This window comes from Achromobacter sp. ESBL13 (genome assembly GCF_036668755.1).
GTDB lineage: Bacteria > Pseudomonadota > Gammaproteobacteria > Burkholderiales > Burkholderiaceae_B > Achromobacter.
In genome coordinates this window covers 36,757-62,854 of sequence record NZ_JAZEVT010000007.1, presented here as the reverse complement: position 1 = coordinate 62,854, position 26,098 = coordinate 36,757, and the positions used below count along the sequence as shown (strand labels likewise).

Below are 26,098 nucleotides of genomic sequence, written 5' to 3'. Positions count from 1 at the left end.
ATTCTGTAGCACTGAAAAGACGGCTCTATTCGAGCCCACGGATCATGGCAAAACGCGACTATTACGAAGTTCTGGGCGTAGCAAAAAACGCCTCGGACGACGAACTCAAGAAGGCCTATCGAAAGCTGGCCATGAAGTACCACCCGGACCGCAATCCGGACAGCAAAGAAGCCGAAGAGAAGTTCAAGGAAGCCAAGGAAGCCTACGAGGTCCTGGGCGATGAACAAAAGCGTGCCGCCTATGACCGCTACGGCCATGCGGGCGTGGACCCTAATTCAGCCGGCATGGGCGGGGCGGGGATGGGCGGCGGCTTTGCCGACGCCTTCGGCGACATCTTTGGCGAAATCTTTGGCGGCGCGGGCGGCGGCGGCCGTCGCGGCGGCCCGCAGGTGTATCGCGGCGCCGACCTGAAATACGCGCTGGAAATCACGTTGGAACAGGCTGCCGCCGGTTTCGACACCGAGATCCGCGTGCCTAGCTGGGAAAACTGCGACACCTGCCATGGCTCTGGCGCCAAGGCCGGCACGTCGCCCAAGACCTGCCGCACCTGCGGTGGCTCGGGCGCCGTGCGGATGCAGCAAGGCTTTTTCAGCGTGCAGCAAACCTGCCCGACCTGCCACGGCAACGGCAAGGAAATCACCGACCCGTGCCCGTCGTGCGACGGCGTGGGCCGTATCCGCCGCAACAAGACCTTGCAGGTGAAGATTCCCGCCGGCATCGACGACGGTATGCGCATCCGTTCCAGCGGCAATGGCGAACCAGGCATCAACGGCGGTCCTCCGGGCGACCTGTATGTGGAAATCCACATCAAGCAGCACAAGATTTTCCAGCGTGACGGCGACGATCTGCATTGCGAGCTGACCATTCCGTTCACCACGGCGGCATTGGGCGGCGAATTGCAGGTGCCCACGCTGGGTGGCAAGGCCGAGATCTCGATTCCCGAGGGCACGCAGTCGGGCAAGACTTTCCGCCTGCGCGGCAAGGGAATCCGGGGCGTGCGCGGCAGCTATCCGGGTGATCTGTACTGCCACGTGGTGGTGGAAACGCCGGTGCGCCTGAGCGAAGACCAGAAGAGCATCCTGCGCCAGTTCGAGACGTCGCTGAACGACGGGGGCGATCGCCACTCGCCGCAAAGCAAGTCCTGGACGGATCGGGTGAAGGAATTCTTCAGCTGATCGGGTTGCAGGACACGAAAAAGCCGCGATGCGAATCGCGGCTTTTTCTTTTGAGGGCGCGGACGATCGCGCAACGTAAAAAGGCCGCGGCTGGCTCGCCGCGGCCTTACTGCTGGGTACTTCAACTGCTGGTACTTCAACTGCTGGTACTTCAACTGCTGGTACTTCAACTGCTGGTACTTCAACTGCTGGTACTGCAACTGCTGGTACTTCAACTGCTGGGTACTGCAACTGCTGGGGTACTTCAACTGCTGGTACTGCAACTGCTGGTACTTCAACTGCTGGGTACTGCAACTGCTGGGTACTGCAACTGCTGGTACTGCAACTGCTACGTACTTCAACTGCTGGTACTTCAACTGCTAGGTACGACAACTGCTAGGTACGACAACTGCTAAGTACTGCTACTGCTAAGTACTGCTACTGCTAAGTACTGCTACTGCTACCGCGGTTGCCGCTGTGCCGGAAAAAACCGGTCTCAGGCCATGATGCCGCCCAAGACCGGCCGGGCTACAGCAAGCAGCTCACCGGGTGATCGGCGGGTATTCGAGCTCGCCGAACGTGTACTGGCCGCTGGCCTTGGCTTGCGCCAATTCCTGCTGCACCTGGGCGCGGGACTTCGCGCTGGCCGAGGTGGCGATGACGGGCGGGTATTGCAGTTCACCGAACGTGTATTCGCCGCTGACCTTGGCTTGTTGCAGTTGGGCACGCACTTCGTCCGAGCTCAGGCTGGCGGCCTGGGGCTGGGTGGGCGGGTAGTCCAGTTCGCCGAACGTGTATTGGCCGCTGGCCTTGGCTTGCTGCAATTCGGTCACGACCTGGTCGCGGGTCTTGGCTTGTTCCAGGCCGGCGGCTTGGGCGCCAACGCCAACAAGCGCCAGGGATAGCAACAGGGTGGTGGTTAGGGTTTTCATGATTGAGACCTCCGTGTCATCTTGGATGGGACCGAATCCGGCGGCCCTCCGTCGTGGTTCGTGTTTTGTTCCCGATGACTGAATTCTGCGCTTGATCCCACTTGGGATAAACCCTTGCTTGTTGAAAACATCTTTCCAAATAACCGAGTAATAAGCGTGATAGTGAAAAATCTCCCCGTTTTTGGCATGGTTTTAGGGGGGGCTGGGCGGTCTAGAGAGAGGTCCCTTCCCACTGAGATGGCGGATGACGCAAAAAAAGCCCCTGCCGTCATCCGGCAGGAGCTAAGGTGTCAATCGCGGGGGCGGGGCTCTCCGGCGCCCGCAGTGCCCGGATCCGTTCAGGTCAGGGCGCGGCTTTCTTCTTGAAATCCCCGGCGACGGCGGTGCTGAAGCCGTCGGGACGCAGGTACTTGCGCAGCGCGGCGTTGACCGCATCAGGCGTCAGGGCCGAGATCTTTTTGTCCATCTCGGCTGACCATTCAAACGTGCGACCCCGTTGCAGGTAGTCCAGCCAGGTGCTGGCCAGGATGTCGTCCTGCGCCCGCGCCAGGTTGCGGTAGTTCAGCAGCGCGTTGATGCCATCGGTGATTTCCTTGTCGGAAAAGCCGTCTTTCAGCACGCGAGCCAGTTCCTCGTTGATGGCCTTTTCCAGGCGTTCACGATTCTGCGGCGCGTAGATCGCGTACATGGTCCAGCTGGCGCTGGGTTCAAACGACGACACCGACAACGAGCTGCGCACGTTGTACGACAGCCCTTCGGTCTCGCGCACGCGATTCCACAAGCGTGACGTTTCCGACGCACCGAACAGGTAGTTGCCCAGGTACAGCGCCGCGTAGTCGGCATCGGTGTCTTGCAGCTTGAGCGGCATGCGCGACAGGTAGAACGCGTTGGCCTTGTCAGGCGTGTCGATATCGAACTGCTTGGCGGGGATGTCGCGGTACGGATTGGGCACGCGCGTGTAGGCGGGCGCCTTCTTCCAGCCGGCAAGCCCCGTCTTGATGGCCTTTTCGACCGCATCCGGTTCAAAGTCGCCGACGGCGGAATACTCGATCTTGCCCGCGCCGTAGAACTTGGCGTGGAACTTGGCAAGCGCATCGCGGTTCAGGCCGCGCGCGCTGGCCAGTGACTCTTCGAACGTGGGCACGTAGCGCAGGTCATCCACGGGCCACGGGTTGTCCTGGCGGGCCAAGGTGCGTCCGGCCAGGGCCGACGGTTCGGTCATGGCGTTTTGAATCGACGTTTCCAGCTGGCGCTGGTATTCGTCCAACTGTTCTTTCGGGAAGTTGGCGTTGCGCACGATATCCAGCGCCAGGGCGGTGAGCTCGGGCAGGTTTTCACCCTTGGTCGACATGGCGACCTTCAACGTGGTGCCGCCGCCGCTGAAACCGAGTTCAGCCTGGAGCTTGTCCAGCCGATCCTGGATGTCCTGGCGCGACAGCTTGGCCGTGCCGCGAATCAGCAGGTCGGCCACCGCGCTGGCGTTCACGCGTTGGCCGCGCAGGTCTTTCTCGTTGCCGAACTGAATCAGCATCTGCGCCTGTACGCGGTTGCCGCGCGTGGCCTTGGGCAACAGCGCCAGTTGAACCGGCCCGTTGGGAAGGTCCAGCTTCTTCCTTTGCGTCAGCTTGTCGATGTTTTCCGGCGTGGGATCGAATGCCGAAGCGGCCTTGAAGTCCGGATCGCCCTTGTAATCCTTGAACACGGCGGTCAAATCCACGCGTTGCGTCTGCGGTGCGCGCAGCGGCTTTTCCGTGGGGATGTAGCGGCCTTCGATGCGATTGCTTTGCAGCAGATACGTGGTGGCCGCCTGCTGGACTTCAGCCAGCGTGGCCTTGCGGGCGCGGTCGCGCTGCAAGAAGAACAAGCGCCAGTCGCCGGCCGCAATGGCTTCGGACAACGCCACGCCAACTTGCTCGGGATCGCTGTAGGTTTGTTCCCATGCGGTCAGCCACTTGCTGCGGGCGCGGTCCAGTTCTTGCTGAGTGAACGGCTTTTTACCCAAGGATTCCAGCGTGCCGGTCAGCGTCTTCATGGCGGCGTCCAGGTCTTTGCCGGGCGGCAGTTGCGCGCCGAACATCGCCAGGCCCGGATCGCGGTTTTCCATGGTGAAGCCGAATACGCCAGAAGCCATCTTCGTGGCGACCAGCGCGTGGTACAGACGGCCCGACGGCGTGTCGGCAAGGATCACGGTGGCCAGGTCCAGCGGCACGAAGTCGGGGCTGCCGGCGGCGGGGATGTGGTACATCGCGGCAACCAGCGGCGTGCCGCCCGTGCGGCGCAGCGTAACGGACCGTTCGCCGTCCTGCACGGGTTCCACGGTGTATTCCGGCGGCAGCTTGCGCTCGGGCTTAGGCAGCTTGCCCAGCGTTTGCTCGATGTCAGCCAGGGTGGCTTGCGGATCGAACTTGCCGGCCACGATCAGCACGGCGTTATCGGGCTGGTAGTACTCGTGATAGAAGGCGCGCAGCTGGCCGATGTCCACGTTTTCAACGTCGGAGCGGGCGCCGATGGTGTTCTTGCCGTAGCTGTGCCACTGGTAGGCGGCGGCCTGCATCTTTTGCATCAGGATGCGTGACGGGCTGTTTTCGCCGCTTTCCATTTCGTTGCGGACGACGGTCATTTCCGAATCCAGGTCTTCCTTGGCGATCAAGGAATTGACCATGGCGTCGGCCTGCCAGCCCAGATACCACTTCAGGGTGTCGGGGTTGGCGGCAAAACTGGCGAAGTAGTTGGTGCGGTCGCTGGAGGTGGACCCGTTGGCTTGCAGGCCGCGGCGCGAAAATTCGCCCATGGCGTTGCGGGTGGTGGACGTGCCCTTGAACAGCATGTGTTCAAGCAGGTGCGCCATGCCGGTCTGGCCGTAGTTCTCGTTGCGAGAGCCGACCAGGTAGGTCATGTTGACCGTTGTTGAGGGTTTGGATTCGTCGGGTACCAGCAGCACCCGAAGGCCATTGGCCAAGCGATATTCGGTGATGCCTTCAACCGAGGCGGCCTCCGATACGCCGGCCGGAAGATTGGCGGCGCCGGCCTGAAAGGCCAGGAAGGAGGAGAACAGCAGCGCACCCAACGGGCGCGGCAGCTTCGACAGGGACAGGCGCATGGCAGACAATTCCTTTGGCATGGCAGAATCCGTTGGAGTGTATACGTTGGCGATGGTTCAGGGGCTGCGGACCTGGGCGCAAGATAAGGAAGTGCAGCATGTCGTTATCTCTTGAAGTAGAAACACCGCGCCTGGTGCTGCGGCAATGGCGCGCGGATGACCGCAAGCCCTTCGCGGCCATGAATGCGGACCCTCGCGTAACGGAATTCCTGATCCCGCTTTCCACCGAGGAAAGCGATGCGCTGGCCCAGCGGCTGGCCGCGGGCATCGACGAGCACGGCTGGGGTCTATGGGCGGTGGAGGCGCCCGGCGTGGCGCCGTTCATCGGCTTTGTCGGCATCAAGCCGTTGCCCGCCATGCTTCCATTTGCGCCGGGCGTGGAAGTGGGCTGGCGTCTGGCGCAGCCATTCTGGGGGCGCGGCTATGCCAGCGAAGCGGCCCAGGCAGCGCTGCGCGTGGGTTTCGAACAGGTCAATCTTTCCGACATCGTGGCGTTCACCGCCGTGGGCAACCAACGCTCGCGCGCGGTTATGAGGCGTCTGGGCATGCAGGCCGAGCCCGGCACGTTTGATCATCCCGCCTTGCCCGAGGGGCACAGGCTGCGCCAGCACGTGCTGTATCGCATGCGCCGCGAGCAATGGCTGCGGCAGAATAACGGTGACGCAGAGATAGGGGGCGTGCCGGTTGCAGCCGCATAATTGGCTGAAAGCCGCGTCGTCACAGGGTGCTGCACCGCAATACCGTTCGTGCACAAGGCAAATTTGAGCTTGCCCCGCTTGCGGGTGTAAGCTTTTCAACACGTAGTAGCTGTTGCCGACGGGATGCGCGACAGCCGTCTACCCGGCTTCCCGTCCAACGCCAGACGCCGCTGCTAGCGCGGCGCCGGTGCTTGTCGTTCGCGCCTTCGCTGCCGGCATCCTGCCGGCGCATTTTTCGGAGGAACGACCCATGCTGACCGAAATCGTCACGCGTGCCTTGTCCCAATTGACCGGTAGCGCCCTGAACGGCGACGGCATCAAAGGACAGTTTCAGTACGCCTATGCCAGTGATGACGGCCAATTCGTGGCCATACTGACCCATGATATGACCACCTATGTGGTGGACCTGAACTCCCAACGTTATTTTGCCGAGTGCGGTGGTTCGCCCCGTGGGTTTGCCGGGCACGTGCTGGAGATGGAGGGCGCGGCCGCGCGCAGCCACCCCTGGCCGGCCGCGAACGATCTTTTTGACCTGGACATGGACGGGGACGACCTGTCCTGGCGCCAATGTCCTGGCCTGCGGCATGCGTCCGCCAACAGCCGATCAGTGGAGAGCCGCGCCGCCTAAGAGTGGCCAGAAGCGGCAACACCTCATTGAACCGGCGGATTCGCCGGTCTTTTTTTTGTGCGGACGCTTTTTGGCGCTGCTTGCGCGGCGGTTAGTGACAGTACAATTTCGCGCCATGAACTCGCCCGCCGACATCCACGTTCCCCCAGGCGCCACCCTGGTTGATTGCACGCATGCCCGCCATGCGCACCAGATACTGGCCATCTTCAACGACGCCATCGTCAATTCGACGGCGTTGTATGACTACAAGCCGCGTCCCCCCGAGGCCATGCAAGGCTGGTTCCAGGCCAAACAGCAGGGCGGCTTTCCGGTGGTGGGCTTCGAAAACGAGGCGGGTGAATTAATGGCCTTCGCCAGCTACGGCACATTTCGCGCGTGGCCCGCGTTCAAGTATTCGGTTGAACATTCCGTCTATGTGGACGCGCGTTTTCGCGGCAAGGGGCTGGGCGAAGCAATGATGCGGGTGTTGATCGAACGTGCGCGCGCCAATCAGGTGCATGTACTGGTCGGCGGAATCGATGCCTCGAATGAAGGCAGCATCCACCTGCACGAAAAGCTGGGCTTCACGCATTCCGGCACGATCCGCCAGGCCGGATTCAAGTTCGGCCGCTGGCTGGACTTGGCGTTTTATCAGCTGACGCTGGATACGCCCCAGCAGCCGGTCGACGGCTGAAGCCCGCACAGGCCTGGCGCCAGGCTTTACCGCAAGCCCCTACTTGGACAGCACCCGCATGGCCTGTTCCAGGCCGGCGACGGTGACCGGGTACATGCGGTCCTGCATGATGTCGCGCATCAGCGCGATGGACTGCCGATACTGCCACGATGCCGTGGGCTCGGGGTTCAGCCACACCGACTTGGGCCACGCATCCAGCAGCCGCCGCATCCACTGGGCGCCCGGTTCCTTGTTGTAGTGCTCGACAGAGCCGCCTGGTTGCAGGATTTCGTACGGGCTCATGGTGGCGTCGCCCACGATGATCAGGCGCCAATCCGGGTTGTATTTGCGCAGCACGTCCCAGGTGTCGAAGCGTTCGTTCTGGCGGCGGCGGTTGCTTTGCCACAGGCTTTCGTACGGGCAGTTGTGGAAGTAATAGACTTCCAGATTGCGAAATTCGCTACGTGCCGCGGAAAACAATTCCTCGACGCGGCCGATGTGGTCGTCCATGCTGCCGCCCACGTCCAGCAACATCAGCACCTTCACGGTGTTGTGGCGTTCGGGCACCATGCGCAGGTCCAGGTGGCCGGCGTTGCGCGCGGTGCTGGCGATGGTGTCGTCCAGGTCCAATTCCATTTCGGCGCCTTGGCGAGCGAAGCGGCGCAGGCGCCGTAGCGCCACCTTGAAGTTGCGCGTGCCCAGTTCGACCTGATCGTCGTAGTCTTTGAACTGGCGCATGTCCCAGACCTTGACGGCCGAGCGGTTGCCCGCCGACGCGCCGCCCACGCGAATGCCCTCGGGGTGGTAGCCGCCGTTGCCGAACGGCGACGTTCCGCCGGTGCCGATCCATTTGCTGCCGCCCGCGTGGCGCTCTTTCTGCTCTTGCATGCGTTCCTTGAAAAGCTCCATCAGCTTGTCCCAGCCGTGCTTTTCGATCGCGGCTTTTTCTTCGGGCGTCAGGTTCTTTTCAAACTGCTTGATCAGCCAGTCCAGCGGGATTTCCTTGCCCGGTGGCAGCGCGGCTTCGATGCCCTTGTAATAGGCGCCGAAGGCCTTGTCGTAGCGGTCGTAAAGCGATTCGTCCTTGACCAGCGTGGCGCGCGCCAGGAAGTAGAACTCGTCCAGCGTGGGCGCCATCAGATCGTGGCGCAGGGCGTCCACCAGGGTCAGGTATTCCTTGACCGAGACGGGCAGCTTGTGCGCCCGCAGGTGATAGAAGAAGTCGATCAGCATAGGGTGGCCGCCGGTGGCTGCAAGATCAGCGGCGCTGGCCGCCGCGGGTCATGGCCGCCAGGCGTTCCAGCAGGTGCACGTCTTGCTCGTTCTTCAGAAGCGCGCCGGCCATCAGCGGCACGGCGGTTGCTGTGTGGGCGTCAATCTCGGCCGCCGTGGCGTTTTCTGCCAGCAGCAGGCGCAGCCAATCCAGCAGTTCCGATGTAGACGGCTTTTTCTTCAGGCCGGGCGCGTCGCGCAGCGCAAAGAAGGTGTCCAGCGCCGCGCGCAGCACGTCTTGCTTCAGGTGCGGATAGTGCACGGCCACGATGTCGCGCATGGTGTCGCGGTCGGGGAAGCGGATGTAGTGAAAGAAGCAGCGGCGCAGGAACGCGTCGGGCAGGTCTTTTTCGTTGTTGGACGTGATGATGACCAGCGGGCGATGGCGCGCGGAAATGGTCTCGCGCGTTTCGTACACATGGAATTCCATGCGGTCCAGTTCGCGCAGCAGGTCGTTGGGAAATTCGATGTCGGCCTTGTCGATCTCGTCGATCAGCAGCACCACCGGCTCATCCGCCTGGAAGGCTTGCCACAAGGTGCCTTGCACGATGTAGTTGCGGATATCGCGGACTTTTTCGTCGCCCAGCTGGGAGTCGCGCAGGCGCGAGACGGCGTCGTATTCGTACAGGCCCTGATGCGCCTTGGTGGTGGATTTGATGTGCCATTGCAGCAGCGGCCGCCCCAGCGCGCGCGCCACTTCTTCGGCCAGCATGGTCTTGCCGGTGCCGGGCTCGCCTTTGATCAGCAGCGGACGCTGCAAGGTCAGGGCGGCGTTGACGGCCAGTTTCAGGTCGTCGGTGGCGACGTAGCTGTCGGTCCCGTTGAAGCGGGCAGGCGAGGCGGAGTGTGCGGACTGGGCTGCGGACATTGGCTTATGGCTTCCGAGGATTGACGGTGATCAATACCCATCGCAAGGTATTAATCCTGAGCAATTATCGTACAATCAGGCGGTTTTGCAGTTGGGTTCGACCCGCAACGTGTTTGCAGGGGGCCGACGTGTGAGCAGGCCCTAGTCCTTAAGCCATACCAAGAAGAGCCATTCCAATGAAGTTGCGAACCTCTCTGAAGTGCACGGTTTCCGTGTTGGCCGCGATGGCGTCCTGTGCGATCGCCGGCCAGGCTGTTGCTGCTGACGCAGCGCCTGTCGGTAATATCCAAAATGCCCGCGACAAGGTCTCCATGTGCATCGGGTGCCACGGCATCGAAGGCTACAAGGCGACGTTCCCCGAGCTTTATCACGTGCCGATGATTGCTGGCCAAAACGCCAAGTACATCGAAACCGCCCTGAACGAGTACAAGAAAGGCGCGCGCAGCCATCCTACGATGGACGCCATTGCCGGCAGCCTGTCCGACCAGGACATCGCCGACCTGGCCGCGTACTACTCGAATCTGAAATAAGGGGCAAACAATGAATCGCACGATGCTTGCCCTTCTGGGCGCGACTTTCGCCATGGCGGGCGCCTCCGTCCAGGCGCAGGACCTGGCGGCCGGCAAGGCCGTCTTCGATAAATTCAATTGCGCGTCGTGCCACGGCGCCGACGCCAAGACCGCGGTGGACCCGGCCTACCCCACGCTGGCCGGCCAGCATGCCGACTACTTGTCGCATGCGCTGAAGGCTTACAAGCGCGGTGCCTCGGGCAGCGCTGCCACCGCCAACGTGCGCAAGAACCCCATCATGGGCGCCTTTGCCACGCAGCTGTCCGACCAGGATATTTCCAACGTGTCGGCATGGCTGGCGTCCCTGCCCAGCGACCTGGGCGTACGCAAATAAGCCATAACGCTTGCGCGTTGCACGCTAAATAAGCGTCAAAGTAAGCGTCAAAGGCTGGCGCGGCGCCGGATCAGATCGATGTAGGTGTCGCTGTCCAGCGGCGTGCCCAGGCGCTGCGCTTCCCATACGACTTGCCCCAGGCATTCCATGATTTCATGGGCCGCATGGTGCGCGTCCGAGCGGGCGGTCAACTGCTGGTAAGCCAGACGGATGCCGGGCGGATGGTCGATGGACAACTGCTCGGCGATGGCCAGGTGCATGGACAGGTGCAGGAAGGGGTTGGTGCGCCCCTTTTCCACCTCGTATTCCATGGTCATGGCCTCGGGGCTTTCAAGGTCGCCGTGGTATTCGGGATGCTCGATGATCCAGTCCAGCGCGATGGCCTCGAGCGGGGTCAGCACCTCGTTGGCGCGGTGCTTGCGCCAGGTGTCGATAAAGAATTCGCGAACTTGGTCGCGTGACGGATTGAACATCGGTGGGGACGGAATGCGGTCTATGGACGCATTATTTTACCGCGCGCCCGATGGCCGCCGGTTGCCCGGCACCCTTTGCGATATAGAATTGGTTGCTATCCGCCATCCGGTGTGCGGTCAGACAGGGGCTTTTCCCCTGCGGAATCGGACGCTTTTCGATGCGGCGCGTGCAGAAAAACCACCCGGAGCAAATGGAGCATTCATGTCCTACCAACATATCAAGGTTCCCGCTGGCGGCCAGAAAATCACGGTCAACGCTGATTTCTCGCTGAATGTGCCTGAACAGCCCATCGTTCCCTTCATTGAAGGCGACGGCACGGGCGCCGACATCACCCCGGTGATGATCAAGGTTGTCGATGCCGCGGTGCAAAAAGCCTACGGCGGCAAGCGCAAGATCCATTGGATGGAAGTCTATGCCGGCGAGAAGGCCACCAAGGTCTACGGCCCGGACGTCTGGCTGCCCGATGAAACCCTGGAAGTCGTCAAAGACTACGTGGTGTCCATCAAGGGCCCGCTGACCACCCCCGTGGGCGGCGGCATCCGTTCGCTGAACGTGGCGCTGCGCCAGCAACTGGACCTGTACGTCTGCCTGCGTCCGGTGGCGTACTTCAAGGGCGTGCCCTCGCCGGTGCGTGAACCCGAAAAGACCAACATGGTGATCTTCCGCGAGAACTCGGAAGACATCTATGCGGGCATCGAATACATGGCCGAAAGCGAACAGGCCAAGGAATTGATCCAGTTCCTGCAAACCAAGCTGGGCGTCAAGAAGATCCGCTTTCCGAACACCTCGTCCATCGGCATCAAGCCCGTGTCGCGCGAAGGCACCGAGCGCCTGGTGCGCAAGGCTGCGCAGTACGTCATCGACAACGACCGCACGTCGCTGACGCTGGTGCATAAGGGCAACATCATGAAGTTCACGGAAGGGGGCTTCCGGGACTGGGGCTACGAGCTGCTGCAGAAGGAATTTGGCGCGCAGCTGATCGATGGCGGCCCGTGGTGCAAGTTCAAGAACCCGAAGACGGGCCGTGAGATCATCGTCAAGGACGTGATTGCCGACGCCTTCCTGCAACAGATCCTGTTGCGTCCGGCCGAATACGACGTGATCGCCACGCTGAACCTCAACGGCGACTACATCTCGGATGCGCTGGCCGCGCAGGTGGGCGGCATCGGCATCGCCCCGGGCGCCAACCTGTCCGATTCGGTTGCCATGTTCGAAGCCACCCACGGCACGGCGCCCAAGTACGCCGGCAAGGACTACGTGAACCCCGGTTCCGAAATCCTGTCTGCTGAAATGATGCTGCGCCACATGGGCTGGACCGAAGCCGCCGACCTGATCATCTCCAGCATGGAAAAGTCCATCCTGTCCAAGAAGGTCACGTATGACTTCGCGCGCCTGCTGGAAGGGGCGACGCAGGTGTCGTGCTCGGGCTTCGGCCAGGTCATGATCGAAAACATGTAAACCCGCGGTTCGTATCTAGATGGTCCGCTGAACCCGCCCGCCGTCATGGCGGGCGGGTTTTGTCTAACGTATCCGCATGAAGCGCGCTGGCGCTTACGCTGTTCTTTCCAGGCTGATCGCTGTGCCCCGACTGTATGTATCCCTAGCCACCTGGCTTGTATTGCTGGTTCCCGCGCTGGCGCTGACCAGCCCGGTGGGCGGCCCCGCCGTTCTTTATCTCAGCGCGCTGATTGCGCTGACCGCGTTGGCGGTGAACGCCGTCAAGCGCTACGAACCGATGGACTTCCGAGCCTTGTGGCCCATGTCGCTGGTGCTGCTGCTGCCACTGGCCTGTATGTTCATCACGTCGACGGTGCGTGGCGTGTGGAGTAATTCCGAACTTGAAAAGCTGTTGCGCTTCGCCTTGGCGCTGCCGGTGCTGTGGCTGCTGCTGCGCGCGCCGCGTCCGTGGTTGAAGGCAGTGCAATGGAGCGTGCTGGTGGGCGCCTTCGCCGGGGCCATGCTGCTGATCGTCACGATGGAGACGGTGGGCCGCAACGGCATGGTCGACGTCGGCGGCCGCTATAACGCGGTGGCGTTCGCCAACCTGACATTGCTGCTGGGCGGCATGACCTTGTTGTCGATGGGCTTTGGCGCCTGTACGCGCTGGCCGCGCATCGAAATGGCGGTGAAGCTGGCGGTGGTGGCTCTGACCGTCTACGCCACCTGGCAGTCTGAGACGCGCAGCAGCTGGATGTTGCTGCCGATTCTGGCGCTGGTATTCCTGCTGGGCCTGCGCAACTGGAGCCGTCGTCACAAGGTGTATTGCGCGCTGGCGCTGTGCGTGGCGCTGGCCGCCAGCGCCGCCGCCATCTGGACGTTCAGCAGCCGCATGCACGAGATCACGTCCGACGTGCAGGGCTTTGCCACGTCGTCCAACCGCGATACCTCGTTTGGCATCCGCTTGCAGCTGTGGCATGCGTCGCTGCTGATGTTTCAGAAAAGCCCCATCGTGGGCGTGGGCCCCAGCATGTTCCGGGAAGAGCTGCGGCACTTGCAGACGCAGGGCATCGTGACGCAAGAGGTCGTTGAAGGCTTCGGTGAGCCGCACAACGACATGCTGGGCGCGTTGTCCGGTTATGGCTTGCTGGGCTTGATGACGATTCTGACCCTGTATCTGGTGCCGGCCGCCGTCTTCTTCCGGCGCATGGCCAGCGACGATCGCGTGATACGGGTGGGGGCGCAGTTGGGCTTGTTGTTCTGCCTGGGTTACTGCGCGTTCAGCCTGACGGAGATGATGTTCCGCAACATGCGCAGCGTGCCCAATTACTCCTTGATCGTGGTCACGCTGATTGCACTGACGGCACCGCGGCCGGCCAAGCAGGCAGTGCCCTCGCAGCCGGTGACCCCGCAGCCCTGACCTCACATTCCTGGCGGCCGGGCCCCAGCCGCCGGGCTTGCACCAAACCAACGCAAGGCGTCCCGCGTCTTGCGTTTTTTTTACGCCCGCCTCTTGCGCTAGATCAACCAGCCCGTGCGCGCCTGCTGAAAACCCGGCGTCTTCTCCGTATCCTGACCTATCGCAATACATAAACAGTCACATTTTGCCGTCTATCGTTTCAGACGCGCGGGTGGCATGACAGGCACTACAAGGAAATCCGGTGAAGAGCACCAGTCTGCGCAGAGAGTTGTTGTGGTTCGTTTTCGCGATAGGCGCGGCCGTGCTGGCGCTGGGCGCCTGGGATGCGTGGCAGCGCCGGGGTGAAATGGTCGAAGACCGCAAGACGGAACTGCGGCACGTGCTGGATCTGTCCGCCGGCATTTTGCGCAACGGCAAGCAAAGCGTCAGCGAAGGCATGCCGCTGGCCGAGGCCAAGCGCAACGTGGCCAGGCGCCTGTCGCAGCTGCGCTATGGCGCCGACGGCTATGTGGGCGCTTTTGGCGATGACTACGCCTTGCTGGTGCACCCTGACCCGAAATTGGTGGGCACCAACGTGCGCGACATCAAGGACGTGGACGGCCTGCCTATCTTTCAGCGGCTGTATGCCGGCGGCAAGGCAGGCGGCGGCTATGTGCACTACCGCTTTCCACGGCCCGGCGCGGATGAGGCACTGCCGAAGATCAGTTATGCGACTTACGACGCGGAATGGGGCTGGCTGATCTTCACGGGCCTGTACGTGGACGATGTGGACGCGGCGTTCTACCAGACGCTTTGGCGTCAGGGCGCGGTCACCATCGGCCTGCTGGCATTGCTGCTGTTGGCGGCGCTGCGTTTTTTCCACACCCATGTGATCCGCCCCTTGGACGAAGCCGTGGCGCTGTGCGAACGCGTGGCCAACGGCGATCTGGCGGGCGAGGTGTCCGGCAACCATCGTGGCGAAATCGGGCAGCTGTTCGTAGCCATGGGGCGCATGCAGACACGGTTGGAAGTGGCCTTGCGCAGCATCGTGCAATCCACCGGGTCCATCGCGGCGGCCTCGCGCCAGATCGCGGCGGGCAGCCTGGACCTGTCGGACCGCACCGAAAAGCAGGCGGCCGCGCTGGAACAGACGGCGGCCAGCGTTGAAGAGATCACCGCCACCGCCCGGCAAAGCGCGGAACACGTGCGCGAAGTCAGCGCGCTGGCGGCGCAGTCGGCAAAGCTGGCGCGCCAGGGCAGCGAAGAAACGCAGCACGCCATCGACGCCATGCGCGAGATCTCGCACAGCTCGCAGCGCATCGGCGAGATCATCAGCGTGATTGACGGCATTGCGTTCCAGACCAACATCCTGGCCCTGAACGCGGCGGTGGAAGCCGCGCGCGCGGGCGAGCAGGGCCGTGGGTTTGCAGTGGTGGCGGGCGAAGTGCGGGCCTTGGCGCAGCGTTCGGCCACGGCCGCCAAAGAGATCAAGGACCTGATCGAAGCGTCGTCCGATTCGGTGGCGCGCGGCAGCGAACGCGTGGGGCAGGCCAGCGCCACGATGGGCAGCGTGCTGGAATCGGCGGCCAACAGCGCGCCGCTGATGGGGGAAATCGCCACGGCGTCCGCCGAACAAAGCACGGGCATCGAACAGATCAACCAGGCCGTCACGCACCTGGACAGCGTTACGCAGCAGAACGCGGCGCTGGTCGAAGAGTTTGCCGCGTCGGCCTCGACCCTGCACGATCAGGCCGACGGCCTGGCGCGCGCCGTGTCGGTATTCAAGCTGTCTGCAAGCGGCTTGGCAGCGCCTGCATTGCGCCCAGTGCTCGTTGCAGCCGCGGCGTAAGTTCACGGCTGGCGGGCATCATGGGCATGCGCAGTTCGTCCGCGATCAGCCCTTGCATGGCCAGCGCCCGCTTGATGGGCGCGGGATTTGGTTCGGCGAACAGCAACCGGATCAAGCCGCGCAGCGGTTCGAATAACGCCCGGGCGGCGTCGGCCTGACCCGCGCGCGCCAGGCGCATGATTTCAACGTGGCGTTCGGGAAACAGATGCGCGGCGGCCGGAATCGCGCCGTGCCCGCCGGCCAGCCAGTGGTCCGGCAAGGACAAGTCGTCGCCACACAGCGCATCCAGTTTGCCGCGCGCATTCAGCGCGGCAAGCACGGGCGCGTCGCATTCCTTCACCGCCAAAAAATTGGGTAAGGACGCCAGTGTTTCCATGGTTTCCACCGTCATCGTCACCCCGGTCCGCTTCGGGATGTTGTACAGGATGATGGGGCGGTCGGTGGCCCAGGCAATCTGCCGGTAATGCCACTGGATGCCCGCCTGCGACGGGCCCAGGTAGTAAGGGGGCGGCACCAGAAAGCCTGCCGGCCGCAGCTTGTCCAGGCGCCGGATGGCCGTGGCCACGCCGCGCGTGTCCACGCCGCCCGCGCCCAACACCAGCGGCAACGCGTTGGGGTCGCTGTTGATCGCCTGCGCCATGTCGATCTTCTCGGACAGGCTCAGCAAATTGCCTTCGCCGGTGGACCCGAACAACACCAGACCGGCGATGCCCGCGTTGCGGTAATAGCGGGCCAGCGCCTGGGCCGCGTCCACGTCTACATAGCCGCCACGCAGCGGCGTGATCATCGGCAGCCAGATGCCTTCAAAGCGGGGGGTGACGGGCATGTCCATGGTTATTGCCCCGTCAGGGTGGCGGCCGCGCGCACCGCGCCGAACTCGGCCTGCGGCAGCCCGCGCATGACGGCTTGCATCATGTCATCCAGCTGGTCCCGCGCGCATTGCAGTTGCAGCGTGCTTTGCGCGCGGGCGTGGTCCACCGACAGCAGATAGATGCCGATGCGCGTGCCCAGTGCCCGATGCAGCGCCAGGCGCACGTTCAAGGCGTCCAGCGTATCGATCCTGACCGTCAGCGCCACCTGTTCGTTGCGCGCCTGCGCAGGCGCGGGAAAGGGGGCAAGCAAGGCGGGGCCAGAAGAATTGGGTTGGGCGATCATGGCGGGGGCGGGGCGGAAGGCGCTGCTTGCGGCGATCCGCGTATCGGTTGGTTGATGACGATTCCACTATAGGAAGCGCGCCGTAAACCCCGCCGATAAAAGCGGGCGCGGCGCGTAAAAATCGCGTCAACGCCCGGGCGGATCAAAAGGTTTTGGTCAACGACAGCACGCCTGTCGCGCGGCCCATGTCGCGACCGCGCGTGTTGGTGTAGACGGCGCGATCCGCGTTGGTGTCCAGGTAGGCCAGCGATACCGACAGGCCTTGTCCAAAGTCCTTGGTCAGCCCCAGCTTCCAGTCGGTATACGACCCCTTGTCCACGTTCTTCACCATCTGGCGGCCGGCATGGGCGTTCAGGGTCAGGCCCCACACTCCGGTGTCGACGTTGGCGCTCAGGTCGAAGTACTGGCTGTATTTGCTGTCGGCAAAGCCGAACAGGTTGGTCATGGCAATGGAATACTTGAACATGATCGGGCCATAGCCGATGCCGGCGTAGAGTTCGGTGGTGTCGGGGCTGGTGTAGCCGGACGGGAAATCGCCCGGGTAGTAGTACTGCAAGACACCCAGGTCCACGGGCACGCCGTCGGCCACATTGCCCTTGTAGCCGCCGTAGAAATCCATTTCCACGGGGGCGGAAACGTCGGGGTTGCTGTCGCCGAGCCAACTGATGCTGGAATTCCAGTTGCCCAGATAAAAGCCGCTGCGGTGGGCAAGGTCGAAGCCGCCTTGCACGGCGGGTTTGTTGTCCGACTGCATCAGGCCGCGATAGCGGTATTGGCTGGTCAGGCTGAGGTTTGCGGACAAAGTGAAGTCGGGGGCGGCGGCGGCGACCGGGGCGTCATTAGCTTGCGCGGTGGCGGCCAGCGTCAGCAGCGCCAGCGCGACCAAGGAATTGCGGGACATGGAATGCTCCTGCTGTTGAACGGATCGCAACAATAGGAGGATCGGCATAAAGCGCGAGACAAGACACGGGCGGCACGCGTAAAGATCGCGTCAATGTGGATCACAGGCACGTTGATTACATCCACGTTGATTACATCCACGTTTACTACATCCACGTTTACTACATCCCGGTCACCGCGATCCGTTGCTCCGCTCAGCCCGCGAAGCGGTACCCCACGCCGATCTCCGTCAGCAGGAACACGGGCTGTGCCGGGTCGGCTTCGAGCTTCTGCCGCAGATGCCCCATGTAGATGCGCAGGTAGTGGTTGCTTTCGATATGCGACGGCCCCCACACTTCACGCAGCAGTTCACGATGTGTCATGACCTTGCCCCGGTGCGCCAGCAGGGCGGCAAGCAGCCGGTATTCCATGGCGGTCAGGTGCACGTGCTGGCCGCCGCGTTCGACGACACGCCGCGAGAAGTCAACGCGCACGTCGCCAAAGCTGATCTCGGCGGCGCTGGCCGCGCCCGCCCGCGCATGGCGGCGCAACAGCACGCGCAGCCGCGCCAGCAGTTCGCTGACGCCGAAAGGCTTGGTCAGGTAGTCGTCGGCGCCCGCGTCCAGCGCCGCCACCTTGTCCGGCTCGGCGCTGCGGGCCGACAAGACCAGCACCGGCACCTGCGTCCAGCCGCGCAATTCGCGGATCAACGTCATGCCGTCTTCGTCGGGCAGCCCCAGGTCCAGCACGATGGCGTCGGGCTGGCGGGTGCCGGCTTCGATCAGGCCGCGCTTGACCGTGTCGGCCTCGTGCACGGCGCAACCCTCGCTTTCCAGGGCCTGGCGCACGAAACGCCGGATGTTGGCGTCGTCTTCAATGATCAGGACGGTAGGCTGGTAGTCGAACATGCAAAGGCGCTTTCAAAGGGATTCGGGTTGGACGTCGGGCGGCGTGCCCAGCGGCAGGCTGAAGACAAACTGCGCGCCATGGGCCTGGCCCGGCGTGTGTTCCACCCAGATGCGGCCGTGGTGGGCCAGGATGATGGCTTCGCATACCGCCAGGCCCAGGCCCACGCCGGGGGTAGCGGATTCGCGGTCGCCGCGCGTGAATTTTTCGAAGATGCGGCGTTCGGCCCCGGGGGCAACGCCGGGGCCGTTGTCACACACGGCCACGCGCAGCGTGCCATCGTGCACGGCGGCGTGGATGTGCACGCTGCTGCCGGGCGGCGTGTACTTGGCCGCGTTTTCAAGCAGGTTGCACAGCACGCGCTCGATCAGCACGCCATCGCATTCCACCAGCGGCAGGTCGGACAGCCGCGCGACGGTGACGCGGTGCGCGGCAAGCGGTTCGCGCATGGCGGCCAGCGACGCGCCCACCAGTTCTTCAATGGACTGCCATTCCAGGCGCAGCGGCGTGTCGTGGCTTTGCAGCCGCGCCATGTCCAGCAGATTGACCACCAGCGCATGCATGCGCTGCGCCTGGTCGCGCATGGCGCGAATGGTGTCCTGCACATCGTCCGGCAGCGTGCCCGGCCGGCGCGTCAGCGTGTCGGTCATGCCGACCAGGCTGGTCAGCGGGGTGCGCAGGTCATGCGACACCGCCGCCAGCAGCGAATTGCGCAGCCGTTCGGATTCCATGCTGACCAGCGCCTGCTGCGCGACTTCGACATAGTGCAGCCGTTCCAGCGCAATGGCGATCAGCGTGGCGTAGGCCTCGATCTGGCGGCGCGCGTCGGGATGCGTGAACAGGCTGCGGCGCGGCGCGGCCAGTGCCAGCACGCCGCGCGTGCGCATCGGCGCCTTCAAGGGCAGGTACAGCAGCTCGCTGTTGGACAGCGTGGCGGTGCCCGCCCCGGCGGGTTGGCCATGGTCGTACACCCATTGGGCCAACGCCGATTCCAGCGCCGGCATGTCGGCGGCGGCGGGCGAGGCCAGTTTCAGGCGGTCGTCCAGGCCCAGGATATACAGCGCGCAGCGCGAGCCGAACGTTGCGTGCACGAATGCGCCGGCCAGCGCCACGATCTGCTCCGGCAACAATGCCGACGACAGCTCGCGTGCGAATTCATACAGGCTGCGCGCGTCGGCTTCGCGCTTGACCGACACCTGCGCCTGTAGCCGCAGCCCGGCCGTCAACTGCCCGATCAGCAGGCCCACGGCCAGCAGCACGGCGAACGTAAGCAGGTACTGCACGTCCGACACGGCAAAGGATGCCAGCGGCTGCACGAAGAAAAAATCGAACAACGCCACACTGACAACGGACGCCAGCGCCGCCGGACCCCGCCCGTGGCGCAGCGCAACGGCTACCACCGCCAGCAGGAACAGCATGACGATGTTGGTCTGGTGCAGCACCGGAAACGCCAGCATCGACAAGCCGGTGGCGGCCGCGCAGTAGCACAGCGCCCAGGCATAGCCGGACCGGGGCGCGGCGTTGCGCTCGTCGGCTTGCGCGCGGGCGCGGTTCCCCAGCGTGAGCGGGTCGCGGCCCGGGGCGGCGCTGGCCGGCAGCGGCGGCGCGCCCAGCCGGATGATGTCGATTTCGGGGCAGCCGGCGGCCAGCATGTCGGCAAAGCTGTGGCGGCGCCACAGCCAGCCCGGCGCCAGCGCGGCCGACAGCAATGCGGACAACGAGACGCGCAGCCGTTGCAGACCGCTTGCTCGGGTGCGCCCCACGACGGCTTTGGTGATGTTGTGGCGGCGCACGTAGCGCACAACGGCATCCACCATGTCGCCGCCCGCCAGCGTTTCCGTGCGCGCGCCCAGGCCGTCGGCCAGCGCCAGGCTGCGCTGCATGCGCTCTTGCTCGGCCTGGGGCGTGGGCGCCGCGCGCGGCGTGTCGATGGTGACCACGTGCAGGTCGCACTCCAGTTGCTGGCTCAGGCGGTGGGCGCTGCGGATCACGTATTCCGCGTCCGCATCCGGGCCGATGCAGGCCACCACGGCTTCGCGCGTGCGCCACACCGAATCAATGGCGCGGTCGCGCCGGTAGGCTTGCACGTCGTCGTCCACGTGGTCGGCCGTGCGGCGCAGCGCCAGTTCCCGCAGCGCGATCAGGTTGCCCTTGCGAAAGAAATTGCGCGTGGCGTGGCGTGCCTGCTCGGGCAGATAGACCTTGCCTTCTTTAAGGCGCCGCAGCAGTTCATCGGCCGACAGGTCCACCAGGATGACCTCGTCGGCGGTGTCGAAGACCTCGTCCGGCACGGTTTCCCACACGCGCACGCCGGTGATGCTGCCCACGGCTTCGTTCAGGCTGTCCAGATGCTGCACGTTCAGCGTGGTCCAGACGTCGATGCCGGCGGCCAGCAATTCGTGGATGTCTTGCCAGCGCTTGGCGTGGCGCGATCCCGGCGCGTTGGAATGCGCCAGTTCGTCAACCAGCACCAGCGCGGGGCGGGCGGCCAGCGCGCCGTCCAGGTCGAATTCGCGCAGCACATGGCCGCGGTACGCCACGTCTTTCAAGGGCAGCGACGCCAGCCCATCCAGCAGGCTTGCCGTTTCGCGGCGGCCGTGGGTTTCGACAATGCCGGCCAGCACGTGCACGCCTTGTTCGGCCTGCGCGCGGGCGGCCACCAGCATGGCGTAGGTTTTGCCCACGCCGGCCGATGCGCCGAAGTACACGCGAAGCTTGCCGCGCACCGCCTGGCGCGCGGCATCGTCCAGCGTTTTCAAGAGCGCGTCGGGATCGGGACGCTCGCCAGCAATGTCAGCCATGAAGCGCAAAGTGTGGGGTGGAAAAGGCTGGCGCTACTATACGCCGCGCCGTCATGGCGCAGGGCGCGATGCATCCAGCGCCAGGTTCAACGTCAACACGTTGACGGTGGGGTCACCCAGCACGCCGATCCAGGGCTTTTCGGTGTGCGCCTGAATCAACGCATCCACTTGAGCGCGCGGCAGATGACGGAGGCGCGCCACGCGCGCGGCCTGATAGTTGGCGGCGGCCGGGCTGATGTGCGGGTCCAGCCCGCTGCCGGACGCGGTGATCAGGTCCACCGGCACCGGCGTGGAGTTGTCCGGATCGGCCGCCTTCAAGGCCGCGATGCGGTCCTGGATGGCTTGCGCCAGCGCCGGGTTGCGCGGGCCCAGGTTGGACCCCCCGGAGGCCGCGCCGTTGTACGGCATGGGCGCGGTGGCCGACGGACGGCTCCAGAAGTACCGCGGTTCGCTGAACGCCTGGCCGATCAGCGCCGACCCGACCACCTTGTCGCCCTGCGTGATGAGCGAGCCGGCCGCCTGGTGCGGGAACACCACGGCGGCCACGCCGCGCGTCAGGAAGGGGTAGGCCAGGCCGGTCACGAGCGACAGCGCGGCAAAGATGACCAGCGCGGGGCGCAGGATGCCGCCTTGGCGGGCCGGGATGGGGGCAGTGGTGGCTGCGTTTGGGGAAGTTGTGGCTTGCATGATGAATTCCTTGAATGGGGCAGGCTCCAGGCCGGCTCACCGGCGGGCGCGAGGCGCGCGCCGGGGGCCGGTAGTGGCTGGGTGCGGGTTATGTCGGGGGCACGACTGACGCGGGCTACGTGCTTATGTTGCGGGCCGGGCCGCGCCAGGCCGGGCCACGCCAGGCCGGCGCGGGCGTCACGCCCACCCCAGCGCGGCCAGCACCATGTCGACCAGCTTGATGCCGACGAACGGCACCAGCAGGCCGCCCAGGCCGTAGACCAGCAGGTTGCGGCGCAGCAGCACCGAGGCGCCCAGCGGCCGATAGCGCACGCCCTTGAGGGCCAGCGGAATCAGCACCACGATGATCAGCGCGTTGAAGATCACGGCCGACAGAATGGCCGAGGCCGGCGTGGCCAGCTGCATGATGTTCAGCACGTTCAGCTGCGGGAACACGGTGGCGAAGGCGGCCGGAATGATGGCGAAGTATTTGGCCACGTCGTTGGCCACGCTGAACGTGGTCAACGCCCCGCGCGTCATCAGCATCTGCTTGCCGATTTCGACAATTTCGATCAGCTTGGTGGGGTTTGAATCCAGGTCCACCATGTTGCCGGCTTCCTTGGCGGCCTGCGTGCCCGAGTTCATCGCCACGGCCACGTCGGCCTGCGCCAGCGCGGGTGCGTCGTTGGTGCCGTCGCCCGTCATCGCCACCAGCCGGCCTTCGGATTGATAGGCGCGAATCAACTTCAGCTTGGCTTCGGGCGTGGCTTCGGCCAGGAAATCATCCACGCCGGCTTCGGCGGCGATGGACGCGGCGGTCAGCTTGTTATCGCCGGTGATCATCACCGTCTTGATGCCCATGCGGCGCAGCTCGGCAAAGCGCGACTGGATGCCGGGCTTGACGATGTCTTTCAGTTCGACGACGCCCAACGCGCGATTGCCGTCGCTGACCAGCAGCGGCGTGCTGCCGCGCCGGGCTACGTCTTCGGCTTGGTGCAATACGGCGTCGGGCACGCCGGCGTCCAGCGCCTTGAGCCAGGACTGTACGGCGTCTATCGCGCCCTTGCGGATCATCCGTACGCCCAGGTTCACGCCGCTCATGCGCGATTGCGCGGTGAACGGGACGAATTCCGCGTCTTCAACACGCGCGGCCGGGGCGTGCGTGGCCTTGTCGGCCAGCGCCACGATGCTGCGTCCTTCAGGCGTTTCATCAGCCAGCGAAGCCAGCCGGGCCGCGTCAGCCAATTCGCGAGCCGACACGCCCGGCGCGGGCAGGAAGGTGGACGCCTGACGGTTGCCGAAGGTGATGGTGCCAGTCTTGTCCAGCAGCAGCACGTCAACGTCGCCCGCCGCTTCAACCGCGCGGCCCGAGGTGGCGATGACGTTGGCGCTCATCATGCGGCTCATGCCCGCCACGCCGATGGCCGACAGCAGCCCGCCGATGGTGGTCGGAATCAGGCATACCAGCAGCGCCACCAGCACCGTTACGGTGACCGCCGCGCCGCCGCCCGCCGCGCTGACCGCGTAGATGGAGAAGGGCATCAGCGTCACGACCACCAGCAGGAACACCACCGTCAGGCCCACCAGCAGGATGGTCAGCGCCAATTCGTTCGGCGTCTTCTGGCGCTTGGCGCCTTCGACCATGGAGATCATGCGGTCCAGAAAGCTCTCGCCGGGGTCGGCGGCGATGCGCACGAAGATCCAGTCGGACAGCACGCGGGTGCCGCCGGTAACGGAAGAAAAGTCGCCGCCCGATTCGCGGATGACGGGCGCCGATTCGCCGGTGATGGCGCTTTCGTCCACCGAGGCCACGCCCGCGATCACCTGGCCGTCGCCGGGGATGGTTTCACCGGCTTCGACCAGCACCACGTCGTCCCGGCGCAGCAGGCCCGACGCCTGGCTGACGGCCTGGCCGCGCCATTGATCGGGATGCGCGTCGCGCGCGTCGGCATCGCGAAAGTTCTTGAGCAGGCGCGCGTTGATGGTGGTGCGCAACCCGCGCAGCGTCGCCGCCTGCTGCTTGCCGCGCCCTTCGGCCAGGGCCTCGGCGAAGTTGGCGAATAGCACCGTGAACCACAGCCACACGGCAATGGCCAGGATGAAGCCGGCGGGGGCTTCGGCCTGGCCGCGCAGGGCCATGACCCATAGCACGGTGGTCAGGATGCTGCCCACGTACACGACGAACATGACGGGGTTCTTCAATTGCGCCGCGGGCGACAGCTTGCGCAAGCTGTCCAGCAACGCGGGCGCGACCAGCGATCGCGACCACATGCCGAAAGGGCGCTCTTGCGGGGTGACGGCGGGCGCGCGGGCGGCGCCGCCGCCTGCGCTTGAGGTTTGCATTTCAATCTTGGCCATGTTGTTTCCTAGCCTGTTGCATTCAAGGTTGCAGGTGTTCAGCGACCGGCCCCAGGGCCAGCGCGGGCACATACGTCAGCGCGCCCACCAGCAGCACCGCGCCGATCAGCAGCACCACGAAAAGCGGGCCGGTGGTGGGCATGCTGCCGGGGCCGGCGGGCAAGCGCCGCTTGGCCGCCAGCGAGCCGGCCATGGCCAGCACCGCCACGATCACGGCAAAGCGGCCAAACCACATCGCGATGCCCAGCAGCACGTTGTAGAAGGGCGTGTTGGCCGATAGCCCCGCAAACGCGCTGCCGTTGTTATTGGCGGCCGATGACAGCGCGTACAGGATTTCCGAGAAGCCGTGGATGCCCGGGTTGAGCACGCCCGCCCGGCCCGCCGATACCGACACGGCGAGCGCAGTTCCACCCAGCACCAGCAACGGGGTGACAAGGATGATGATCGACACCATCTTCATGTCGTAGGCTTCGATCTTCTTGCCCAGGTATTCCGGCGTGCGGCCGATCATCAGCCCCGCGATGAACACCGCCAGCACGGCGAAGGCCAGCATGCCGTACAGCCCGGAGCCCACGCCGCCGTAGACGACTTCGCCCAGCTGCATCTGCAACATCGGGGGCAAGCCGCCCATGGCGCTGAACGAATCGTGCATGCCATTTACCGCGCCGCAGGATGCCGCCGTGGTGATGATGGCAAAGAGCGACGTGGCGGCGATGCCGAAGCGCGATTCCTTGCCTTCCATGTTGCCGCCCGGCGTCAGGGCCGTCATGGCGCTGTCCGCGCCTGCTTGCGCCGCCATGGGGTTGGGCTGTTGTTCGAAGTAGGCGGTGGTCAGCGCAAACACGGCAAACAGCACCGTCATCGCGGCCAGGATGGCGATGCCCTGCCGGCGGCTGCCCACCATTTCGCCAAAGGTGAAGCACAGCGCGGCGGGAATCATCAGGATGGCCAGCATCTGCATGAAGTTCGCCAGCGGCGTGGGGTTCTCGAACGGGTGCGCGGAATTGGCGTTGAAGAAGCCGCCGCCGTTGGTGCCCAGCAGCTTGATGGCTTCCTGCGAGGCCACGGGGCCCATCGCCAGCGTTTGTGTCGAGGTGACGGCGGGGTCGGTCACGGCCTGGCCGGACGCGTCCAGCACCGGCTGGCCGTCGGCGCCCACGCGCGGCTGTTCGTAGTGCAGGGCTTGCACCGTCTGCACGTCCTGATACGGGCTGAAGTTCTGGATGACTCCCTGGCTGACCAGCAACAGCGCCAGCACGAACGACAGTGGCAGCAGCACGTACATCGTGCAGCGGACCATGTCCGCCCAGAAGTTGCCCACGGTGGCCGAACAGTGGCGCGACAGGCCGCGTATCAACGCGAACAGCACGGCGATGCCGGTGGCGGCCGAGACAAAGTTCTGCACCGTCAGCGCCAGCATCTGCGTCAGGTAGCTCATGGTGGACTCGCCGCCATAGCCTTGCCAGTTGGTGTTGCTGACGAAACTGATGGCGGTGTTCAGCGCGGAATCCGGGCTGACGGCGCCGAGGGCCGCAGGGTTCAGCGGCAACATGCCTTGCACGCGCTGCAAGGCATAGACGACCACAATGCCGACAATGTTGAACACCAGCACGGCCACGGCGTACCGCTTCCAGCCCATTTCGGCTTGCGGGTCGATGCCCGCAAGCCGGTAGATGCCGCGCTCCAGCGGGCGGCCCCATGCGGTCAGCCTGGATTGCCCGTTTTCCATGGCGATGCGGATATAGCGCCCCAGCAGGGGCGCGATCGCAAGCAGGATCGCCAGGTACAAGGCCAGCAATCCGACAAATTCGGCGGTCATCAGAATTTCTCCGGTTTGAACAGGGCCACCAGCAGGTAGACGAACAACACGGCGGCGGTCAGGCCGCTAAGCCAGTAAAGCCAGTTCATGACGGCTCTCCCCCGGACAGGGCGGCGCACAATTGCAGCAAGGCAAGCGTCGCCCCGGC

General features: G+C 64.5%; 23 protein-coding genes. 9 read left to right on the top strand and 14 right to left on the bottom strand.

Annotation, left to right across the window (positions count from 1 at the left end; all coding sequences use genetic code 11):
- The first annotated feature begins 44 nt into the window (after window positions 1-44).
- A complete protein-coding gene (gene dnaJ, locus V6F88_RS23765) occupies window positions 45-1,175 on the top strand; it encodes a molecular chaperone DnaJ (protein WP_332612665.1) in 1,131 nt (376 codons plus the stop codon).
- A 521-nt stretch (window positions 1,176-1,696) separates the two neighbouring features.
- Here dnaJ and V6F88_RS23760 read toward each other — a convergent pair.
- Together V6F88_RS23760 and V6F88_RS23755 are read right to left on the bottom strand one after the other, a co-directional pair.
- Entirely contained in the window at window positions 1,697-2,086 is a 390-nt protein-coding gene (locus tag V6F88_RS23760) for a DUF4148 domain-containing protein (protein WP_332612664.1), read from the bottom strand.
- A 343-nt stretch (window positions 2,087-2,429) separates the two neighbouring features.
- On the bottom strand, window positions 2,430-5,186 hold the full coding sequence (locus tag V6F88_RS23755; protein ID WP_332613032.1) for a M16 family metallopeptidase: 2,757 nt from the start codon (window positions 5,184-5,186) through the stop codon (window positions 2,430-2,432).
- 98 nt (window positions 5,187-5,284) lie between these two features.
- Between V6F88_RS23755 and V6F88_RS23750 the strand changes: the two genes are divergently transcribed.
- From V6F88_RS23750 to V6F88_RS23740, 3 genes are all read left to right on the top strand, one after another.
- Complete coding sequence (locus tag V6F88_RS23750) at window positions 5,285-5,884, top strand: GNAT family N-acetyltransferase (protein ID WP_332612663.1); 600 nt, start codon at window positions 5,285-5,287, stop codon at window positions 5,882-5,884.
- Window positions 5,885-6,134: 250 nt separating this feature from the next.
- Complete coding sequence (locus V6F88_RS23745) at window positions 6,135-6,512, top strand: hypothetical protein (RefSeq protein ID WP_332612661.1); 378 nt, start codon at window positions 6,135-6,137, stop codon at window positions 6,510-6,512.
- Between the two features lie 115 nt (window positions 6,513-6,627).
- On the top strand, window positions 6,628-7,185 hold the full coding sequence (locus V6F88_RS23740; protein WP_332612660.1) for a GNAT family N-acetyltransferase: 558 nt from the start codon (window positions 6,628-6,630) through the stop codon (window positions 7,183-7,185).
- A gap of 39 nt (window positions 7,186-7,224) precedes the next feature.
- Here the strand turns inward: V6F88_RS23740 and V6F88_RS23735 are convergent, their stop codons facing one another.
- Both V6F88_RS23735 and V6F88_RS23730 read right to left on the bottom strand, forming a co-directional pair.
- Window positions 7,225-8,397 (bottom strand): vWA domain-containing protein, encoded by a 1,173-nt coding sequence (locus tag V6F88_RS23735; protein ID WP_120154099.1) that lies wholly within the window; start codon window positions 8,395-8,397, stop codon window positions 7,225-7,227.
- A gap of 25 nt (window positions 8,398-8,422) precedes the next feature.
- The gene (locus V6F88_RS23730) at window positions 8,423-9,304 is read right to left on the bottom strand and encodes an AAA family ATPase (RefSeq protein ID WP_046803404.1); all 882 of its coding nucleotides are present in this window, start codon (window positions 9,302-9,304) and stop codon (window positions 8,423-8,425) included.
- Between the two features lie 176 nt (window positions 9,305-9,480).
- On the opposite strand from V6F88_RS23730, the gene V6F88_RS23725 reads away from it, so the two are divergent.
- Both V6F88_RS23725 and V6F88_RS23720 read left to right on the top strand, forming a co-directional pair.
- Complete coding sequence (locus tag V6F88_RS23725; protein ID WP_006217806.1) at window positions 9,481-9,834, top strand: c-type cytochrome; 354 nt, start codon at window positions 9,481-9,483, stop codon at window positions 9,832-9,834.
- A gap of 10 nt (window positions 9,835-9,844) precedes the next feature.
- Window positions 9,845-10,207 carry a c-type cytochrome gene (locus tag V6F88_RS23720; RefSeq protein ID WP_332612658.1) on the top strand — a complete coding sequence of 121 codons (363 nt, stop codon included), beginning with the start codon at window positions 9,845-9,847 and terminating at the stop codon, window positions 10,205-10,207.
- Between the two features lie 47 nt (window positions 10,208-10,254).
- On the opposite strand, the gene V6F88_RS23715 is transcribed toward V6F88_RS23720, so the two are convergent.
- The gene (locus V6F88_RS23715) at window positions 10,255-10,680 is read right to left on the bottom strand and encodes a DUF1841 family protein (protein WP_332612656.1); all 426 of its coding nucleotides are present in this window, start codon (window positions 10,678-10,680) and stop codon (window positions 10,255-10,257) included.
- Window positions 10,681-10,882: 202 nt separating this feature from the next.
- Here V6F88_RS23715 and icd point away from each other — a divergent pair, with 202 nt between their 5' ends.
- The 3 genes from icd to V6F88_RS23700 all read left to right on the top strand — a co-directional run bounded on the left by icd (window position 10,883) and on the right by V6F88_RS23700 (window position 15,366).
- Entirely contained in the window at window positions 10,883-12,139 is a 1,257-nt protein-coding gene (icd, locus tag V6F88_RS23710) for an NADP-dependent isocitrate dehydrogenase (protein WP_006217809.1), read from the top strand.
- A 121-nt stretch (window positions 12,140-12,260) separates the two neighbouring features.
- A complete protein-coding gene (locus tag V6F88_RS23705; RefSeq protein ID WP_442880387.1) occupies window positions 12,261-13,538 on the top strand; it encodes an O-antigen ligase family protein in 1,278 nt (425 codons plus the stop codon).
- Window positions 13,539-13,779: 241 nt separating this feature from the next.
- Window positions 13,780-15,366 (top strand): methyl-accepting chemotaxis protein, encoded by a 1,587-nt coding sequence (locus tag V6F88_RS23700; RefSeq protein WP_332612654.1) that lies wholly within the window; start codon window positions 13,780-13,782, stop codon window positions 15,364-15,366.
- Here V6F88_RS23700 and V6F88_RS23695 read toward each other — a convergent pair.
- The 9 genes from V6F88_RS23695 to kdpF form a co-directional block, all read right to left on the bottom strand.
- On the bottom strand, window positions 15,299-16,198 hold the full coding sequence (locus V6F88_RS23695; protein WP_332612652.1) for a 4-hydroxy-tetrahydrodipicolinate synthase family protein: 900 nt from the start codon (window positions 16,196-16,198) through the stop codon (window positions 15,299-15,301). The two genes, V6F88_RS23700 and V6F88_RS23695, sit on opposite strands and share 68 nt — an antisense overlap.
- Window positions 16,199-16,200: 2 nt before the next feature.
- Window positions 16,201-16,521 carry a hypothetical protein gene (locus V6F88_RS23690; RefSeq protein WP_332612650.1) on the bottom strand — a complete coding sequence of 107 codons (321 nt, stop codon included), beginning with the start codon at window positions 16,519-16,521 and terminating at the stop codon, window positions 16,201-16,203.
- 142 nt (window positions 16,522-16,663) lie between these two features.
- On the bottom strand, window positions 16,664-17,422 hold the full coding sequence (locus tag V6F88_RS23685; protein ID WP_332612647.1) for a TorF family putative porin: 759 nt from the start codon (window positions 17,420-17,422) through the stop codon (window positions 16,664-16,666).
- Window positions 17,423-17,615: 193 nt separating this feature from the next.
- Window positions 17,616-18,308 (bottom strand): two-component system response regulator KdpE, encoded by a 693-nt coding sequence (kdpE, locus tag V6F88_RS23680; protein ID WP_046803396.1) that lies wholly within the window; start codon window positions 18,306-18,308, stop codon window positions 17,616-17,618.
- A gap of 12 nt (window positions 18,309-18,320) precedes the next feature.
- The gene (locus V6F88_RS23675) at window positions 18,321-21,107 is read right to left on the bottom strand and encodes a sensor histidine kinase KdpD (protein WP_332612645.1); all 2,787 of its coding nucleotides are present in this window, start codon (window positions 21,105-21,107) and stop codon (window positions 18,321-18,323) included.
- A 51-nt stretch (window positions 21,108-21,158) separates the two neighbouring features.
- Window positions 21,159-21,794 carry a potassium-transporting ATPase subunit KdpC gene (gene kdpC / locus V6F88_RS23670; RefSeq protein ID WP_332612644.1) on the bottom strand — a complete coding sequence of 212 codons (636 nt, stop codon included), beginning with the start codon at window positions 21,792-21,794 and terminating at the stop codon, window positions 21,159-21,161.
- 177 nt (window positions 21,795-21,971) lie between these two features.
- Complete coding sequence (gene kdpB / locus V6F88_RS23665; RefSeq protein WP_332612643.1) at window positions 21,972-24,131, bottom strand: potassium-transporting ATPase subunit KdpB; 2,160 nt, start codon at window positions 24,129-24,131, stop codon at window positions 21,972-21,974.
- A gap of 22 nt (window positions 24,132-24,153) precedes the next feature.
- A complete protein-coding gene (gene kdpA, locus V6F88_RS23660) occupies window positions 24,154-25,950 on the bottom strand; it encodes a potassium-transporting ATPase subunit KdpA (protein WP_332612642.1) in 1,797 nt (598 codons plus the stop codon).
- Entirely contained in the window at window positions 25,950-26,039 is a 90-nt protein-coding gene (kdpF, locus tag V6F88_RS23655; protein WP_046803392.1) for a K(+)-transporting ATPase subunit F, read from the bottom strand. Before kdpF ends, kdpA begins: the two co-directional genes overlap by 1 nt.
- Window positions 26,040-26,098: the final 59 nt, after the last annotated feature.

What these genes read in the sequence shown, in the direction of transcription:
- V6F88_RS23725 (WP_006217806.1), top strand. Translation starts at nt 9,481, where the DNA reads ATGAAGTTGCGAACCTCTCTGAAGTGCACGGTTTCCGTGTTGGCCGCG.
- V6F88_RS23760 (WP_332612664.1), bottom strand. Translation starts at nt 2,086, where the DNA reads ATGAAAACCCTAACCACCACCCTGTTGCTATCCCTGGCGCTTGTTGGC.
- V6F88_RS23745 (WP_332612661.1), top strand. Translation starts at nt 6,135, where the DNA reads ATGCTGACCGAAATCGTCACGCGTGCCTTGTCCCAATTGACCGGTAGC.
- V6F88_RS23755 (WP_332613032.1), bottom strand. Translation starts at nt 5,186, where the DNA reads ATGCGCCTGTCCCTGTCGAAGCTGCCGCGCCCGTTGGGTGCGCTGCTG.
- kdpB (WP_332612643.1), bottom strand. Translation starts at nt 24,131, where the DNA reads ATGGCCAAGATTGAAATGCAAACCTCAAGCGCAGGCGGCGGCGCCGCC.
- dnaJ (WP_332612665.1), top strand. Translation starts at nt 45, where the DNA reads ATGGCAAAACGCGACTATTACGAAGTTCTGGGCGTAGCAAAAAACGCC.
- V6F88_RS23720 (WP_332612658.1), top strand. Translation starts at nt 9,845, where the DNA reads ATGAATCGCACGATGCTTGCCCTTCTGGGCGCGACTTTCGCCATGGCG.
- V6F88_RS23735 (WP_120154099.1), bottom strand. Translation starts at nt 8,397, where the DNA reads ATGCTGATCGACTTCTTCTATCACCTGCGGGCGCACAAGCTGCCCGTC.
- V6F88_RS23715 (WP_332612656.1), bottom strand. Translation starts at nt 10,680, where the DNA reads ATGTTCAATCCGTCACGCGACCAAGTTCGCGAATTCTTTATCGACACC.
- kdpE (WP_046803396.1), bottom strand. Translation starts at nt 18,308, where the DNA reads ATGTTCGACTACCAGCCTACCGTCCTGATCATTGAAGACGACGCCAAC.
- V6F88_RS23685 (WP_332612647.1), bottom strand. Translation starts at nt 17,422, where the DNA reads ATGTCCCGCAATTCCTTGGTCGCGCTGGCGCTGCTGACGCTGGCCGCC.
- V6F88_RS23690 (WP_332612650.1), bottom strand. Translation starts at nt 16,521, where the DNA reads ATGATCGCCCAACCCAATTCTTCTGGCCCCGCCTTGCTTGCCCCCTTT.
- V6F88_RS23695 (WP_332612652.1), bottom strand. Translation starts at nt 16,198, where the DNA reads ATGGACATGCCCGTCACCCCCCGCTTTGAAGGCATCTGGCTGCCGATG.
- kdpF (WP_046803392.1), bottom strand. Translation starts at nt 26,039, where the DNA reads ATGAACTGGCTTTACTGGCTTAGCGGCCTGACCGCCGCCGTGTTGTTC.
- V6F88_RS23675 (WP_332612645.1), bottom strand. Translation starts at nt 21,107, where the DNA reads ATGGCTGACATTGCTGGCGAGCGTCCCGATCCCGACGCGCTCTTGAAA.
- V6F88_RS23750 (WP_332612663.1), top strand. Translation starts at nt 5,285, where the DNA reads ATGTCGTTATCTCTTGAAGTAGAAACACCGCGCCTGGTGCTGCGGCAA.
- icd (WP_006217809.1), top strand. Translation starts at nt 10,883, where the DNA reads ATGTCCTACCAACATATCAAGGTTCCCGCTGGCGGCCAGAAAATCACG.
- kdpC (WP_332612644.1), bottom strand. Translation starts at nt 21,794, where the DNA reads ATGCAAGCCACAACTTCCCCAAACGCAGCCACCACTGCCCCCATCCCG.
- V6F88_RS23740 (WP_332612660.1), top strand. Translation starts at nt 6,628, where the DNA reads ATGAACTCGCCCGCCGACATCCACGTTCCCCCAGGCGCCACCCTGGTT.
- kdpA (WP_332612642.1), bottom strand. Translation starts at nt 25,950, where the DNA reads ATGACCGCCGAATTTGTCGGATTGCTGGCCTTGTACCTGGCGATCCTG.
- V6F88_RS23730 (WP_046803404.1), bottom strand. Translation starts at nt 9,304, where the DNA reads ATGTCCGCAGCCCAGTCCGCACACTCCGCCTCGCCTGCCCGCTTCAAC.